The sequence below is a fragment of the Pseudacidovorax sp. RU35E genome (assembly GCF_900156165.1).
GTDB lineage: Bacteria > Pseudomonadota > Gammaproteobacteria > Burkholderiales > Burkholderiaceae_C > Xenophilus.
On record NZ_FTMY01000021.1, the window covers coordinates 1 to 15,225 of the forward strand.

15 protein-coding genes are annotated in these 15,225 nt (G+C 66.9%); 8 read left to right on the plus strand and 7 right to left on the minus strand.

Going from position 1 to position 15,225, the window contains the following annotated elements:
* Positions 1–92: 92 nt before the first annotated feature.
* Genes BXA03_RS25745 through BXA03_RS25760 form a run of 4 tightly spaced genes read right to left on the minus strand, consistent with a single transcriptional unit; the run spans position 93 to position 4,767 of the window.
* Complete coding sequence (locus BXA03_RS25745) at positions 93–1,523, minus strand: efflux transporter outer membrane subunit (RefSeq protein WP_076512036.1); 1,431 nt, start codon at positions 1,521–1,523, stop codon at positions 93–95.
* Positions 1,520–2,506 carry an HlyD family secretion protein gene (locus BXA03_RS25750; RefSeq protein ID WP_076512037.1) on the minus strand — a complete coding sequence of 329 codons (987 nt, stop codon included), beginning with the start codon at positions 2,504–2,506 and terminating at the stop codon, positions 1,520–1,522. Before BXA03_RS25750 ends, BXA03_RS25745 begins: the two co-directional genes overlap by 4 nt.
* Before the next feature lie 27 nt (positions 2,507–2,533).
* The gene (locus BXA03_RS25755) at positions 2,534–2,740 is read right to left on the minus strand and encodes a DUF1656 domain-containing protein (RefSeq protein ID WP_076512038.1); all 207 of its coding nucleotides are present in this window, start codon (positions 2,738–2,740) and stop codon (positions 2,534–2,536) included.
* Complete coding sequence (locus BXA03_RS25760) at positions 2,737–4,767, minus strand: FUSC family protein (RefSeq protein WP_076512039.1); 2,031 nt, start codon at positions 4,765–4,767, stop codon at positions 2,737–2,739. Before BXA03_RS25760 ends, BXA03_RS25755 begins: the two co-directional genes overlap by 4 nt.
* Positions 4,768–5,056: 289 nt before the next feature.
* On the opposite strand from BXA03_RS25760, the gene BXA03_RS25765 reads away from it, so the two are divergent.
* Positions 5,057–5,719: an AraC family transcriptional regulator gene (locus tag BXA03_RS25765; protein ID WP_234983845.1), complete on the plus strand. Its 663-nt coding sequence runs from the start codon at positions 5,057–5,059 to the stop codon at positions 5,717–5,719.
* Between the two features lie 74 nt (positions 5,720–5,793).
* Here BXA03_RS25765 and BXA03_RS25770 read toward each other — a convergent pair whose 3' ends face one another.
* The gene (locus BXA03_RS25770) at positions 5,794–6,573 is read right to left on the minus strand and encodes an SDR family oxidoreductase (protein ID WP_076512041.1); all 780 of its coding nucleotides are present in this window, start codon (positions 6,571–6,573) and stop codon (positions 5,794–5,796) included.
* Positions 6,570–7,763 (minus strand): 2-methylaconitate cis-trans isomerase PrpF family protein, encoded by a 1,194-nt coding sequence (locus BXA03_RS25775; protein WP_076512042.1) that lies wholly within the window; start codon positions 7,761–7,763, stop codon positions 6,570–6,572. The genes BXA03_RS25770 and BXA03_RS25775 overlap by 4 nt, the downstream gene beginning before the upstream one ends.
* A 187-nt stretch (positions 7,764–7,950) precedes the next feature.
* Between BXA03_RS25775 and BXA03_RS25780 the strand changes: the two genes are divergently transcribed.
* The 7 genes from BXA03_RS25780 to BXA03_RS25810 all read left to right on the plus strand — a co-directional run bounded on the left by BXA03_RS25780 (position 7,951) and on the right by BXA03_RS25810 (position 14,308).
* Positions 7,951–8,307 carry a Zn-ribbon domain-containing OB-fold protein gene (locus tag BXA03_RS25780; protein ID WP_076512043.1) on the plus strand — a complete coding sequence of 119 codons (357 nt, stop codon included), beginning with the start codon at positions 7,951–7,953 and terminating at the stop codon, positions 8,305–8,307.
* Between the two features lie 6 nt (positions 8,308–8,313).
* Positions 8,314–9,450, plus strand: coding sequence for a thiolase family protein (locus tag BXA03_RS25785; protein WP_076512044.1), 1,137 nt, complete (start codon positions 8,314–8,316; stop codon positions 9,448–9,450).
* An 11-nt stretch (positions 9,451–9,461) separates the two neighbouring features.
* Entirely contained in the window at positions 9,462–10,241 is a 780-nt protein-coding gene (locus BXA03_RS25790) for an SDR family NAD(P)-dependent oxidoreductase (RefSeq protein WP_076512045.1), read from the plus strand.
* Positions 10,242–10,267: 26 nt separating this feature from the next.
* Positions 10,268–11,236, plus strand: coding sequence for a Bug family tripartite tricarboxylate transporter substrate binding protein (locus BXA03_RS25795; RefSeq protein WP_076512046.1), 969 nt, complete (start codon positions 10,268–10,270; stop codon positions 11,234–11,236).
* A 25-nt stretch (positions 11,237–11,261) separates the two neighbouring features.
* Positions 11,262–12,428: a CaiB/BaiF CoA transferase family protein gene (locus BXA03_RS25800; RefSeq protein WP_234983844.1), complete on the plus strand. Its 1,167-nt coding sequence runs from the start codon at positions 11,262–11,264 to the stop codon at positions 12,426–12,428.
* 12 nt (positions 12,429–12,440) lie between these two features.
* Positions 12,441–13,217 (plus strand): enoyl-CoA hydratase/isomerase family protein, encoded by a 777-nt coding sequence (locus tag BXA03_RS25805; protein WP_076512048.1) that lies wholly within the window; start codon positions 12,441–12,443, stop codon positions 13,215–13,217.
* A gap of 107 nt (positions 13,218–13,324) precedes the next feature.
* Positions 13,325–14,308, plus strand: a complete 984-nt coding sequence (locus tag BXA03_RS25810; protein WP_076512049.1) for a Bug family tripartite tricarboxylate transporter substrate binding protein — start codon at positions 13,325–13,327, stop codon at positions 14,306–14,308.
* A 16-nt stretch (positions 14,309–14,324) separates the two neighbouring features.
* Here the strand turns inward: BXA03_RS25810 and BXA03_RS25815 are convergent, their stop codons facing one another.
* The gene (locus tag BXA03_RS25815; protein WP_076512066.1) at positions 14,325–15,197 is read right to left on the minus strand and encodes a LysR substrate-binding domain-containing protein; all 873 of its coding nucleotides are present in this window, start codon (positions 15,195–15,197) and stop codon (positions 14,325–14,327) included.
* Positions 15,198–15,225: the final 28 nt, after the last annotated feature.

Sequence of the window (15,225 nt, forward strand, 5' to 3'; positions counted from 1 at the left end):
TTGCTCGTCTGTGAATCTGCTCTTGCGCATCGCGCTTCCTCTCGGTTGCGCGGATTTTCTCTAGTGCCATGGTAAGGATCACGGGGAGCAGGTCATTCCCACCCGCCCCCCAATGCCATGAACACGGCGATCTGGTACTGCGCAATCTGCGCATCCGAGACCGCCAGCGAAGCCTCGTGGGAAGCCAGGGTGCGCTGCGCATCCAGGACATCGAGCTGGCCGATCTTCCCGCTGACCAGAAGCGCCCGGGACTGCTCTGCCACGATCAGGCTCTGGTCCCGTGCGGCGACGAGCGCCGCATGGCGATCGAGCTCCCGCGCGTAAGCGTCCAGTGCGGTCTCGACTTCGCGCAGCGCATTGAGAACGGTGCCGTCGAACCGTGCGAGCGCACCTCGCGACGTTGCTTCGGCTTGGCTGATCCGCGCGCGGGCCACACCGGTGTTCGGAACCGTCCAACTGATCAGCGGACCAACGCTGTAGCTGAAGGTTTCACGGTTGGCGAAGCGTTCGAGAAAGCCTGACGATCCCGATGTCAGACCCAGTGTCACCTTGGGATAGAGATCGCCCGTCGCCACACCGATTCGTGCGGTGGCCGCTGCCAGACTTCGCTCGGCCTGCCGCACATCGGGCCGACGTCCAAGCAGCGCGACGCCATCGCCGACCGGGAGCAAACCGGCCACATGCGGAGGCTGCTCGCACTGGCCGACGGCATGAGGAAAGTGGCGCGGCGGCGCACCCGTGAGCGCGGCAAGCCGATACAGGGCCTGCTGGCGTTGGGTTTCCAGCGGAGAAATCGCGGCGCGCAGGGCTTCAAGCTGAGCGCGTGCACGCGCGGCGTCCATGGCGCTGGCCTTGCCCGCGCGTTGCAAGCGCTGCGCGAGCGCGAGCGCCTCCTCCTGCAAACGTACCGACGCCTGCGCCACGCGCAACTGCAGACCGGCCGAGCACGCCGAAGCGTAGGCCTGTGCCGTGCCGCCCGCGACGCTCACGCGCACGACATCAACCGCTGCGCGCGCGGCGCCTGCATCCGCCTCGGCAGCGTCGATGGCGCGCCGCAGCTGCCCGACGAGGTCCAGTTGATAGGACACGGCCACCCCCGCGCTGTAATTGGCTCGGGTCGGCGGCGCTTGATCCTGCTGCAGGACGGACAAGCCCGAAGCGTGACCAAAGCCCGGTCCGCCCTGCATGGCGAACGATGGCTTCTCGCTGCCGTGCGCCTCGCTCCCGATCGCCGCGGCACGCTCGAAGTTGGCCAGGGCCTGGCGCAGATCGGTGTTGTGCGCCAGGGCCTGGGTGATCAGGTCGTCGAGCTGCGGGTTGTCGAAAAGACGCCACCAGTGCGCGGGCATGGTTGCGTCTGATGTGGCGGCGCCACCAGAGAGGAACGGCCCTGCCGACGCGGACTGCTCTGCGGTGAGCGCTGCTGGCGCGACGTAGTCGGGGCCGACGGGAACCTGGGCGCAGCCAGCCAGCATCCCAAATGCGGCAGCCATCGTTCGAGCGAGGACACGAAGCGGCGTCATGACCGCGGCTCCTGAACGCCGGTCTCGGCGGCGGTTGCCCCTCCCAGACCTTCCATCACCTCGACGGAGACGGTCTGCCCGACGACCAGACGAACGTGGGCCGGCAGCGGATCGAGCTTCACCCGAACCGGAACACGCTGGGCGAGCCGCACCCAGTTGAAAGTGGGATTCACGCTGGACAGCAGGTTGGTGCCGGTGCTGCGGTCGCGGTCGCCGATACCAGCGGCAATGCTGTCAACCGAGCCTCCGAGCGAGGGTGCGTCCATGGGGGTCACGCGTACCCTGTCGCCCAGTCGGATGCGCGAGAGCTTGTTCTCCTCGAAGTAGCCCTCGACGTAAAGGGAATCATCCGCCACCAGCGCCAACGCGGCGTGGCCGGCCGTCGCATAGGCGCCCTGGCGCAGATCGAGATTGGTGACACGACCTGCCGCGGGTGCGCGCACATCTGTGCGCTTGAGGTTCAGGCGGGCCACATCGAGCGTTACCTCCGCTTGGCGCAGGGCCGTCTCGGCAGCCCGCAGCGCTCCCTTGGCTTGCTCGACACGCAGCCGCGACTGCTCGCGCACCTCCTGCGCGACGAGCCCCTCCAGCTCGTCGTTGCGGCGGCGCTCGCGTTGCGCCTGGGCCAGTGCGACTCTCTGATTGCCGATGACGATCCGCTGCGCGGCGACGGCAGCCTCGGCCTGCCGCATGGCCAGCGTGAAACGGGCTTCGTCGATCGAGAAGAGCAACTCGCCGGCCACGACCGGCTGGTTGTCGCGCACCGCCACCTCGGCCACCATGCCGGACACATCGGGCGCGACCTGGACGACGTCTGCCCGCACCCGGCCGTTGCGTGTCCAGGGGGCAAGCTCGTAGTGGTCCCAGAGTTGGAGGGCGGCCGAGCAGGCGGCGACCGCGACCAGCGCGGTCAGCAGCATCCGCAAAAGGGATGGAGTCCGGCGCAACAGCCAGTGGGGAAGACGGACGGATGTGATATTCATGGTCGATCAGCAGGACAACGGGTCGGTTCAGGAGGAGAGGGCGCCGGTCAGCCTGACCAACGCATAGAGCGACAGGAGATACAGCCCCAGGTCGAAAAGCGGTGGGTGCCACACCCACCGGTAGGCACCCACGAGCGACAGCAGGCGGCGAACCCACCAGGCGCATGCCATGGCGCCTCCGGCGAGCAGGAGCAGACCGGGAACGTAGATGCCGAAAACGCTGGTCTCGATCATGGTTGGAGCTCCGAAGGCGCTGAAGGAAAGAGGTCCCTGCGCAACCCCACGAGGGCCGACACAGCGGGCTCGCATGCGGTGCTCGCAAGGCAAAGGGCCAGCAGCCGGTCGATAACCGGCAACAGCGCGTCGAGCCGCCGCGGCGACTCCGTGGCTTGGGCGAGGAACGCGCGCTCAAGGCCGACCAGCAGCTCGCGCACCGGCGTTTCAGGCAGCAGGTGGCGCTGCTGCTGAAGGACGGCGACGCTCGCGCCCAAGCGAAGTTCGCGCATGGCGAGCTGCGCCGCCTGGCCGCCGTGATCTGCGGCGCTGCCGGCCGTGCGCGGGACCAGCAGCGCGATCCGGTCCAGCGTGCGGCCGGCGAATGCGTCACGCGCCAGTGCGCGTCCTGGTCGTGCCGCCGTGCCGGCCATCCCGGCAAGGTCGCGCCAGGTGGCCCGGTGGATGCGCCGCGCACTCCATTTGCTGCTCACGCTGCGCACGATGGCGGTGACGCGCGCGGCGATCAGGGCACCGGCGAAGAGCGCCAGATTGCTCTCGAGAAAGCTGACCCAGTCGGCACTGGCGATGTCGTGCAGGGCCAGCGTGCCGGCCACGCCGAAAAACATGCCCAGGGCCGTGAGGCTGCTTGCCGGACGAGCGAGGTAGCCGCCCACGACTAGGAACAGCGGCGCGATACAAAGCACCAGCATGCCGAAGTCGTGCGCCAGCGGCATGACGCCGAGGATGTAGAAGGCCGACACGGGCATCGACCACAGCAGCGCGACCAGGAACTTGTGCATGCCCGGCAAAGGGTCGTCCATGGTCGCGAAGAAACTGCAGAAGATCGCTGCCGCCATGGCCATCGACGATCCCGCCCGCCAGCCGCTGAATATCCAAGCCGCGCATGCAGTGCAGGTGGACAGCACGACGGTGAACGCAGAACGCATCGCCAGGCCTCGGTCCACGTGAAGGACGGATGGCCGCGAAGGCCTTCCTCGCTTCGGATGCGGGGCATGGCCAGCCAGACCGGCGGCAATGTCGACGCGAAGCGCGTGGCACCGGCGCCATCCGGCGACCAGTTCGTCGACGTGGGCGGCCACGCCGATGTTCAGCGAACGCACCCAGGAAGAGTTCCGCTGGTCGGCGCCCTCCAGTCGTGCCGCCTCCCGAACGCCGTCCAAGGCGCCGGTCGACACGTCGGCGCCGAGGCCGGCGCTGTTTTGTGCCATGGCCCGTGCGATGCGGTGGGGCACGCCGCCCGTTGCATCGCGCAAGCCGGCGAGCCGGTCCTCCAGGGCCGAAAGCGAAGGTGTGAGTGCCGCAAGGCCATCGTGCAGCTCGCCCACGGCATGGTGGGTCCATCGCAGGCCGCTGGTATCAAAGGGCACGTGGGTGGCCAGCAGGCGCAACTGGGTGATATCGGTGGCGATGCGCCGCCTGTCCTGCGCCAGCCGCGCCCGAAGCTCATCGTCGGTATCCGGGCTCAGCAGGTCGCCGGCCCATCGGCGCACGTCGCCCAGCGTGCGGTCGACAAGCCCGAGGAGCGAAGGCGCGAGGCTGGCGGGTAACACGATGCTGTGCACCAGGCTCGCGCAGACGATGCCGAGCGCGATCTCCTCGGTCCGGGCGACGGCGGTGTCGAACATCGACGCGGGGGCGTCCACCAGCGGAAAGCCGATCAGGGCCGCAGAGTAGCCTCCGAGCATGAATGCATAGGAGCGCGCGCTTCGGTCCATCAGCGACAGGTAGAGGCACGCGCCAACCCACAGCGCCAGGGCAAGCGACAGAAGCACAGGCGCCCCCGACAGCGATGGAATCAGCACCACCGTGGCTGCGCACCCCAGCAAAGTGCCGCACAGGCGGTACAGCGACTTCGAGCGCACATGGCCCGCCAGGGGGTGGGCCACGATGTACGCGGTCATCATGGACCAGAAGGGCCGCGGCAGCCCGAAACGGCTGGACAGGTACAGCGCGAGCATGGCCGCGGCAAAGCTCTTGAGCGAAAAGAGCCACTCCTGCCTTGAAAAAGCGGGCCACGCGGTCATGCGGCACCCCTGGAGAGCGGGTTCGACACGGTCGATGCGGCCCCGTCTTTGTTGAGAATGGTTTGCATGTAGAGATGCTAGGCATCGGCAAACTCGTCAGAAATCGTAAACTTGGACAGATGATTTCTTTTTCCGGTCATCCAGGGTGAGTCGGCCGGTCCGTCCGACGTCTCGCGCCAGCCTCGACCTGCACTACGAGCCGTCGGTGCCGGTCATGGCACATCGCGTGGACGTCCAGGAACGCGAGCGCGAGGTTCCGGTTCACAGGCATCGCTCCGGCCAGCTGGTGATGGCGCTGCGCGGGGCGGTCTCGTGCGACGTGCCCGGTGCGATGTGGATGGTTCCGCCCCAGGCGGGCGTGTGGATTCCGGGCGGTACGCCGCACAGCAACCACGGCACGGCCAACGCGGTCATCTATTACCTGTTCGTCGCGCGCGAGGCGGCGCCCTTGCCCGCCAGTTGCTGCACCCTGCGCATCAGCCCGATGCTCAGCGAGATGATTCAGTACCTGGCAGCGCAGCCGCCCTCCTATGAGGCCGGCGGGCCGACGGACCGGCTGGCGCGGGTGCTGCTGGACCAACTCTGCGCCATGCCCGCAGAAGAGGTCTCGCTGCCTTTGCCTGAGGACGCCCGCCTGCGGCAGGTCTCGCGAGCCATGATGCGAGACCCGTCTGACCGCCGTACCCAGGCGGATTGGGCCCGCCATCTCGGCATGAGCGAGCGAACGTTGAATCGCCTTTGCACGTCGCAGACCGGCCTGAGCTTCGGGCGGTGGCGACGCCAACTGCACATGATGGTCGCGCTTCGTGAGCTGTCTGGCGGCGCGACCGTGCAGCAGGTCGCCTACGACCTTGGCTACGAGTCGCCCTCGGCCTTCATCACGATGTTCAAGAAGGCCTTTGGCAAGCCTCCGGCCACGTACATCAATGACCGGCTGATGGCCGGAGGATGAGGGCCTTCAGGGGCCTTCATCGGCCGGCGGCACGTCGTGTCCGCGTGAACGCAGCCGCGTTCCGTCTCCGGAATTCAGCGGTAGGGGCGCGCGTGGGTCACGCCGCCGTCCACCACGAGGGTGGCGCCCATCACGTAGTCGCCGGCGCGCGAGGCCAGGAAGATGGCGGCGCCTGCGATGTCGTCGGGCGTGCCGATGCGTCTTGCGGGAATGTGCTCCGACAGCGCTTCTCCGTGGTCGCGGGCATTGCGGTTCATCTCGGACGGAAACGCGCCTGGCGCAATGGCGGTGACCGCAATGTTGTCCTGTGCCAGGCGCATCGCCATCCGCCGTGTCAGGTGAATCAGCCCCGCCTTGCTGGCGACGTAGGAATAGTTTTCCTGGGGATTGAGCCCGATGCCGTCGGTGGAAGCGATGTTGATGATCTTCCCGACACGCGCCTGGGCTGCGGCGCGCATCGGGTGGGCCAGCGCCTTGGTCAGGAAGAAGGGCGTCTTGAGGTTCAGATCGACCACCTTGTCCCAGCCGCCTTCGGGAAAGGCGTCGAAATCCTCTCCCCAGGCCGCGCCGGCGTTATTGACCAGGATGTCGAGCGTCGACTCATGTCGCCCGTAGGCGTCGGCCACGGCTTGGCAGCCTTCGACGGTGGACACGTCGTGGGGCAACGAAACGCAGTGGCCTGCGTTGGCGAGCTCCTGCGCTGCCAGATTGCAGGCCTCTGCCTTTCGCGCAGTGATATAGACGCGGGCGCCGTGTGCGAGAAAGCCCTCGGCGATCATGCGTCCGATGCCTCGCGAACCGCCGGTGATGAGTGCCGTGCGCCCCTGCAGCGAGAAAAGATCCCCGCCACTCATGACGCCGACCCCCCAGCGACGGCCTGCACGGCGTTGTCGTCCCGTGCGTCCATCCCGAGGCGCGATCGCCGCACATAGGCCGTGCCGTCGAACAGCCGCCGGGCCGTGCGTGTGAAGTGGACCTCCCGAACCGCCCATTCCTCGCCGCCCACATGTTCGACGTTCGCATAGATCTTGAGCACGCCGCTCGGGTGCCCGATCCGGATGCGCGCCGGTCCGGCGTGCGTGCCTCGCGCTTCGGCGGGAATCGTCCCCGCAATCTGCGCCGCCACCGAAAGGCAGACCGAGCCGCCGCCGGGGAACGCCTTGTGCATCGCGCCACCGTTGAGCACCATGCGGGCAACGAAATCGACCTCCGACGAGTGCACGACGCGGTCGCCGGCGATGGTCCGGTAGTCCTGTGCTTCGCTGATGAGGATCTGGTAGGGCGTCAAGAACCCTGACGATGGAAGGTTGCAGCGTTCCACGGCCCAGCGCCTGACCTCCTCGGCCATGTCATAGATGTCTGCGCTGAGCTGGCCCGGCAACTCTGTGCCGGTGATGCCCAGGTCCGCCGCTCGAATGAAAACGCAGGCGGTACCGACATCGACCACGGACACCGGAATTTCGCGCCCAAGCTTCGATAGGTGGACCCAATCGCGGGCCTGCCCTGTAGGCAGAAGCTTGCCGGTGGTGGAGCCGCTCGTGTCCGAATAGTCCAGCGCCACTTCCGCGCCGGTGCCGGGCACGCCGTCCACCTCGCTGTCGCCTTCCACGCGCGGCTCGCCGTCGGCGCACTGCACGGCCATGCGCAGGATCTTTCCGGTGTTCGTGTTGTGCACCCGCACGGTGGTGAGGGGCTCGTGCACGGGGATCAGCTTTTCCTGCAAGGCATAGACGCCCGTGGCCGATGAGATGTTGCCGCAGACGATCTCGAAGCTGAGGGTGGGTTGATCGATGCCCACCTGCACGAAGGTGTAGTCGATGTCCGCGTCCGGCCGTGACGGCGGTCCAATGATGGCGCACTTGCTCGTCAGGATGTCGGCGCCTCCGAGCCCATCGATCTGACGCACATCCGGACTTCCGAACAGAGCCAGAAGAAAGCGATGACGCTCGTGCGGATCGCTGGGCACATCGTGCTGCGACAGGAAGACGGCCTTGCTGGTGCCACCGCGCATCAGGGTGACGGGGACGCGAACTTGTTCTTTCATCGATCCAGTATGCGGCGCCAAAGGGTGCCTGTCCTTTGAGCTTTTCTGGCTTCTCTTTAGGCCGGCTAAACGCTCCGGATGCTTTAGCGCCACTAAACAGTGCCTAGCAGAAGTCCAATGACTGCAGGCATTCGGGTCTCGATACTTTTCCCCGTTGTGACGAACTCCCCACGGACAGGAGACCCCTTTGAAGATCATCAAGCGAACGGAACCCCCCTTCCGTGAAGCCCCCGGCGGCATGGTGCTTGTCGCCACCCAGGTAGGCGGGCAGCCAGCCCAGTTCCCGCCGATCGAATTCACCCATGGCGACCAACCGGTCGAAGTCGTCGAGCTCGGGCCCGTCGGGTCTCTCTACAGCTTCACGATCGTGCATCCCGGCAAGGAGAAGCAGCCCTATGGCCTCGCCATGGTCGACTTCGAACCGGGTGTGCGTGCGTTTGGTCGGCTGCTGTATGACGCCGAGCCGCCTGCCATCGGCGCCCGCCTTCGGGTGGTTCCCTTCGCGTTGCCGGACGGCACGCCCGACTATGCATTCCAGGAGTGATGCCCCATGAAGCAACCACTGATCACCGGCGTCGGCATCACTGACTTCGGTCGCTTTCCCGAGCTGACCGAAGAGGCCATGGCCCAGGCGGCCATCCTCGATGCGCTGGCCGATGCCGGCACACCGCTGTCCGAGGTGCAGGCGTTCTACTGCGGCAACGCGCTCGGCGCGATGCTGCCCGGGCAGCGCGCCTTGCGCGAACTGCACGCCAGCGGCGGCGCGGTCTACAACGTGGACAACGCCTGCTCCAGCGGAGCCACCGCGCTGAATCTCGCACTGCAGGCGCTCAAGGTCGGCCAGTACGACACCGTGGTGGTGTTCGGCATGGACCATCTGAGCAGCCTGGGCGGTGGCCCGCTGCAACTCAGCCAGAAGGACTGGAACAACCGACGCGGCATGATCATGCCCGCCCTGTACGCCATGCGGGCCCGGCGCTACATGCACGACCACGGCCTCGACCTGACGACGCTGGCGGACATCTCGGTCAAGAACCGCAGGCATGGCGTCCTGAATCCCATCGCCAAGTTTGCCAAGCTCGCGAGCCGCGACGAGGTTCTGGCCTCGCGTCCCGTGGCCGAGCCGCTCACGCTGCTGCAGTGCTGCCCCGCCGTGGTGGACGGCGCCGCTGCCCTCGTGCTCACGACCAAGCCCTCCAGGGGCGTCGCCAAGCCGGTGCGTGTTCTGGCGTCCGTGGTGGAGTCGGGCTTGTTCGAGACCACACCGGTCGACATGACCGAGGCCGAGATCACCGCGCGTGCCGCCAGGCTGGCCTACGAGCAGGCCGGCATCGGGCCTGAGGACCTCAGCCTGCTGGAGGTGCACGACGCGTTCACCATTTCCGAGCTGCTGTACTACGAGGCGCTTGGCCTCTGCAAGCGCGGCGAAGCGGCAAGCCTGCTGAGGAGCGGCGCAACCACTCTGGGCGGCCGCGTGCCGGTCAACCCCAGCGGCGGACTGATCGCCAAAGGGCACCCGCCGGGTGCGACCGGCGTCGCACAGGTGGTGGAAGTCTGCGAACAACTGCAAGGCCGTGCCGGCGCGCGCCAGGTGCAGGACGCACGCATCGGCCTCACGCAGGTCACCGGCGGCGGTATCTGGGGCGTCGACCACGCCGCCTGTTCGATCAACATTCTTTCGCTGTGATGGCCCTCTCCATGAACCCGACAGACATCATCACGCCCACCTCGCTGCACGGCCTCGTCGCCGTCGTGACCGGTGGCGCCAAGGGCATCGGCCTCGGCATTGCGCGCGAGCTGGCACAGGCGGGGTGCCGCCTCGCACTGTGGGACTTCGACGATGCCGCACTGGAGGAGGCCAGGCGGACGTTGTCGAGCGAAGGGGCGGACGTGAGCACCTTCAAGGTCGACGTCAGTTCCGTGGACCAGGTGGAGGCGGCGGTGGCGCGGCTGCTGGCGTCGCATGAACGCATCGACGTCCTGGTCAACAACGCCGGCATCGGCGGCGACAAGCTGGTCTCCAAGATGGATCTCGCGTTCTGGAGCCGCGTGATCGAGATCAACCTGACCTCGCAGTTCATCTGTGCGAAGGCGGTCCTTTCGCAGATGGCGCAGAACCGCTTTGGACGCATCATCAACATCGGCTCTCGCGCGTGGCTGGGCAACCGCGGCCAGGCGGCCTACTCGGCCTCCAAGGGCGCCGTGGTGAGCCTGACACGCTCGCTGGCGCTCGAATATGCGCGCAAGGGCATCACCGTCAACGCTGTGGCGCCTGGCATCGTGGAGACGCCGCTGTTCGCCACGCTCACCGAGGAAGTGCGGCAGAGCCTGCACAAGACCGTGCCCATGGAGCGCATCGGCCAGCCGCAGGACATCGCCCGTGCGGTGCGCTTCTTTGCGGAACCCGGGTCGAGCTACCTCACGGGCCAGCTGCTGTACGTCTGTGGCGGCCGCAGTCTGAGCAGTCCTTCCGTCTGAAGCCCAACGACATCGGCAGGGCCGGAATGAATCGCAGAACACTTATCAAGTCTCTCGCTGCGCTGGGGCCAGCATCGGCGGCCTCGGCGTTTGCGCAGGAGTATCCGGCCCGGCCGCTGCGATTGCTGGTGCCCTACACCGCCGGTGGAGGCACTGATCTGGCGGCGCGTGTGGTGATGAAGAAGCTCAGCGAACAGTGGGCTCAGCCGATCGTCGTTGAAAACAAGCCGGGGGCCGGGGCTGCACTGGCGTACATCGAGCTCCTGCGCAGCAAGCCTGATGGATACGTGTTGACGACAGGCTCCGGCGTCACGTCGCTGCTGAACCTTCTCAACAGCAAACTGCCATTCGATGCTGCGACAGAACTGGTGCAGGTCGCACCGCTGGCGAGCGTGCCGATTGTTCTGGTCGCGAGCAACAAGGTGCCCGCTGGAAACGTGGCCGAGCTCATCGCCTATGTGAAGCAGCACCCTGGATTGAGTTTCGGCACGCCCGGTCCCGCAACGCCACATCATCTTGCCGGGGTGCTGTTCGCCTCGATGGCAGGTCTGCAGATGACGCACGTGGGCTATCGCGGCACTGCGCCCGCCGTTCAGGATGTCGTCGGTGGGCATCTGCCGTTGGCCATCGTCGGGCTGTCGACGGCAATTCAGTTCGCCCGAAGCGGTCAGTTGAAGGTTTTCGGCGTGGGAAGCTCGCGACGCTCCGGGCTGGCACCCGACATACCGACGCTGGCCGAAGGCGGACTCGCCGGGTATGACGCGAGTTACTGGTACGACATCTGTGTGGCGAGCGGTGTGCCACAGCCTGTCGTGGAACGCCTGCATGCCGGCATCACCAAGGCCGTCCAGGATCATGACGTCCGCGCAGCGCTCACCGCGGCGGGGCTGGAGCCCATGGCGGCGACCCGGGACGAGTACCGCCTTATGTTGGGATCGGAACGGGCCAAATGGGAGCCGGTCATTCGCGCCAACAACATCCAGATGGGTTCTTAGGATGCTGGCAAACGCTCTCCAGGGCTTGAGGGTCATCGACTTCACCCAGGTCATGGCCGGTCCGACCTGCACCTTGTGTCTGGCCGACCTCGGCGCCGATGTGGTGAAGGTCGAGGCGCCCAGCGGCGATCTCTCCCGCGCCCTTTCGCCATGGGTCAACGGGGAGGGCGTCCCGTTCCTGGCGCTGAATCGCAACAAGCGCGGCATCGTGCTGGACCTGAAACAGCCGTCGCACCGGAAGGCTGCGCAGGAACTGATCGCGCAGGCCGATGTGCTGGTCGAGAGTTTCCGTCCCGGCGTGATGGCGCGCTTCGGGCTGGACTACGCCACCGTGGCTGCGGACAATCCGCGGTTGATCTACTGCTCGGTCTCGGCTTACGGTCAGCAGGGCGCCAGCAAGGACCTGCCCGGCGTGGATGGTGTGCTGCAGGCCGTGAGTGGTCTGATGAGCGTCACTGGAGCGCCGAATGGCGATCCGTGCAAGGTGCCGGTGCCGGTCGTCGACCTGGTCACCGGATCGCTTGCAGCCATATCGGTGCTGGCCGCCCTTCAGGACCGCCTCCGCACCGGCAAGGGTCAGCATGTCGAGGCCAGCATGTTCGCCAGCGCCATTGCGCTGCAGCACGTGAGTTTCGCGTCCTACTTCGCGGACGGCATCGTGCCCGGGCCGCAAGGCAACGCGGCGCCGTATTCGACGCCCAACGAGGCTCTGCGCTGCGCCGACGGGTGGATCATGGTGGCGGCCTATCACCCTGCCAGGTGGCAGGCCCTGTGCACGGCCATCGGTGCACCGGAGATCGCCCGCGATCCGCGCTTCGCCGACAACAGGAGCCGGTTGCAGCACCGCCAGGCGCTGTTGGACTTGCTGCAGGTGCACATGCTCGCGCATCCACGTGCCTTCTGGCTGGAGAAGTTCGCCGCGGTGGACATCATCTGTGGCCCCATCAACGACTACGCCGAGGTGTCGCAGTCCCACGCCTTTGTCGAGGCGGAACTTGCAGAGAACGTGCAGCATCCCGTCGCCGGCTCGTTGACGTTGCCGCGCAGCGTGCTCGGCGCGGTGGGCGAGCGGCCGGCTGCGCGCCGCGCCGCACCCAGGCTGGGCGAGCACACGCGCGAGGTGCTCGCCGAGCTGGGCATTTCAGCCATCGCCATCGATCCGGTGGCCCCCGCCAGCGCTTCACTCACCTGAACAACGATACCCATGCCCATCATCTACACAGTCCAGGATGGCGTCGCCGTCGTCACCCTGAACCGGCCCGAGGCCATGAACTCCATCGACCCGGAATCCAACGAGCAGCTGCTCAGCATCTGGGATGAAGTCTCCAACAACGAGGACGTCCGCGTGCTCGTGCTCACCGGTTCGGGTGAGCGTGCCTTCTGCACGGGTGCGGACCTCAAGAAGACGATGCCGTCAGCCGATGGCGTCGCCCGGGAAGTCTTTCGCGGCGGCAGCCGGCACTTCAACTTCGGTACGCTGCACACCGACAAGCCCGTCGTCGCGGCGATCAACGGTTATGCCCTCGGCGGCGGACTCGAACTGGCCCTGCTGGCGGATATCCGCATCTGCTCGGACAACGCCCAGTTCGGCCTGCCGGAGGTGCGGGTCGGCAGCATCCCGGGGGCGGGCGGCACGCAGCGTCTGATCCGCGCGGTGGGTCAGTCCGATGCCATGTGGATGCTGCTGACGGGTGAGCGCATCGACGCCGCCGAAGCACTGCGGATCGGTCTGGTCAGCAGGGTCGTGCCGCTTTCGGCGCTGCAGGAGACGGCTGTCCGTATCGCGCGCACGATGGCGGCCAATGCCCCGCTCGCGATGACGGCCGCCAAGCGGCTCGCGATGAACGGGAGGGAACTGCCACTGGCCGGCGGCCTGGCCCTGGAGCGCCAGGCCTTCGGACTGCTTAGGGACAGCGAGGACCGGCTGGAAGGACGCCGCGCCTTCGCCGAGAAGCGCGCTCCGGTGTTCCGGGGCCGCTGAGTTCGTCTACCGCGATACGACCGCGGTAGACGGCGATCTCGCCGCTTGTTCGCGCGTCCCGGATCTGCCTGGCAGGCGTCCGATCCACCCTTATCCTGAAGCATCCCGTGAAGACACCATCGGCCTTCTTGCGCTGCAGCCTCGCAGTCGCCATCGCGACCTTCTTCGGCGCACCGCCGGCCGGCGCTCAGCAAGCCGGGCGACCCCCGGCCAGGATTCTGGTCGGCTTCTCTCCTGGCGGTACCCTCGACGTGGTGACGCGTGCGCTTGCAGATCAGCTGCAGGATGGACTCCGCCGCACGGTGGTGGTGGAGAACAAACCGGGTGCCGGCGGGAAGATCGCGATCGACGCGATGCGCGCAGCCCCTGCAGATGGGAGCGTGGCCATGCTTTGTCCCGACTTCCTTGTCTCGATCTACCCCTTCGTCTTCAACAAGCTCAACTATGACCCCCAGCGCGACATCCTTCCGGTGTCGACGGTGGTCGAGTTCGCGCTGGCGCTGGCCGTGCCCGCGTCCTCGCCAATCAAGACCTTCGGCGAATACGCCCAATGGACACGCACGCATCCCGAGAGCGCCAACTTCGGTCACGCGGCGTCGGGCGGTCCTACGCATTTCCTGGGGCTTCAGATCGGCAAGATCATCGGTAAGCCGCTGCAGGACGTGCCCTTCCAAGGCGCAGCCCCGATGATCGTGAACCTGGCCGGGGGCAATATCGCGGCCGGCACGTCCACGGTCGGCGACTTCGCGCAGCACCATGAGGCTGGCAAACTGCGCGTGCTTGCGGTCACCTCGGCCCAGCGCTCCGCGCTGCTGCCGGACGTGCCGACTTTCTCCGAAATCGGCCGCAAGGAGCTCACCACTGGCGGCGTGCTGGCTATCTGCCTTGCGCCTGGCACGCCAGCTCCTGTCGTCGCCGAATGGAGTGACGCCGTGCGAAGGGCGGCAGAGGCCGATCAGTTCGCGAAGAAGGTCCGGACACTCGGCTTCGTGAACACGGGAAGCTCGCCCACCGATGCACGTGCAAGGTTCGGCGAGATGCGGGCATTTTGGGAGCCGGTCGTCAGGGCCTCGGGCTTCAAAGCCGACTAGCAGGCGGCGGGCGCGCTTAGCGGACGGTTCGAATCCAGGCCCTGAAGAGCTGCACCGGCGCTGTGGAGGCCTTGACCGGATCGCAGACGAGGTAGTAGCCAAGCTCTGTCCGCGCCATATGTTCGACCGCAACGACCAGCCGACCTGTGCGCAGGTCGTCCGCGACGTAGGCGCGCTGGGCCATGGCGACACCTAGCCCGTCTGCGGCAGCCTGATAGCACAGGGCAGCGTTCGCCAGCGTGATGCCGCGCGCGTGAACAGGTTCGGCAAGGCCCGCAGAGGCGAACCAGATCGGCCACGCCTGTGGCCGCATCATGGAGTGCAGCAGGTTGGCATCGAGCAGGTCCCTGGGTGTCTGCAGCTGTACGGCCTGGCCCGGTGCACAAACCGGGACGAACTCGTCGTCGAAGAGATGGTCCAGCTCAACGTCGGCCCATTCGCCCATGCCGTGGCGGATGGCGCAGTCTGCGCGTTCGAGCCGCACATCGTCGGCGATGGCGATCGTCGCTATCTCTAGTGCGATGTCAGGGTGCTTCGCATAGAAGCCATGCAGGCGAGGCACAAGCCAGCGAATGGCCAGGCTGGGCGTCACCTTGAGCCGCAGTTTCTTCTGCCTCTGGTCGTCGGCCAGGTCGCCGAGCGCATCCTGGAGTCGGTCGAAAGCATCGCAGACGCGGTGGGCAAGCCTCTCTCCCACCGCCGTGAACTCGATCGCGCGGCCGGACTTCTGGAACAGCTGCACGCCCAGCCCCGCCTCGAGCTGCTTGATCTGCTGACTCACCGCTCCGGGGGTGACGTGAAGCAGCTGAGCCGCCCGCGACACGCCCTTGGCGCGGTACACCGCATCAAAGGCACGCAGCGGACTCAGAAAAGCGCGAAGGTTCTGCATGGCGGGCCGCAGCTCCACAGATCCGGTG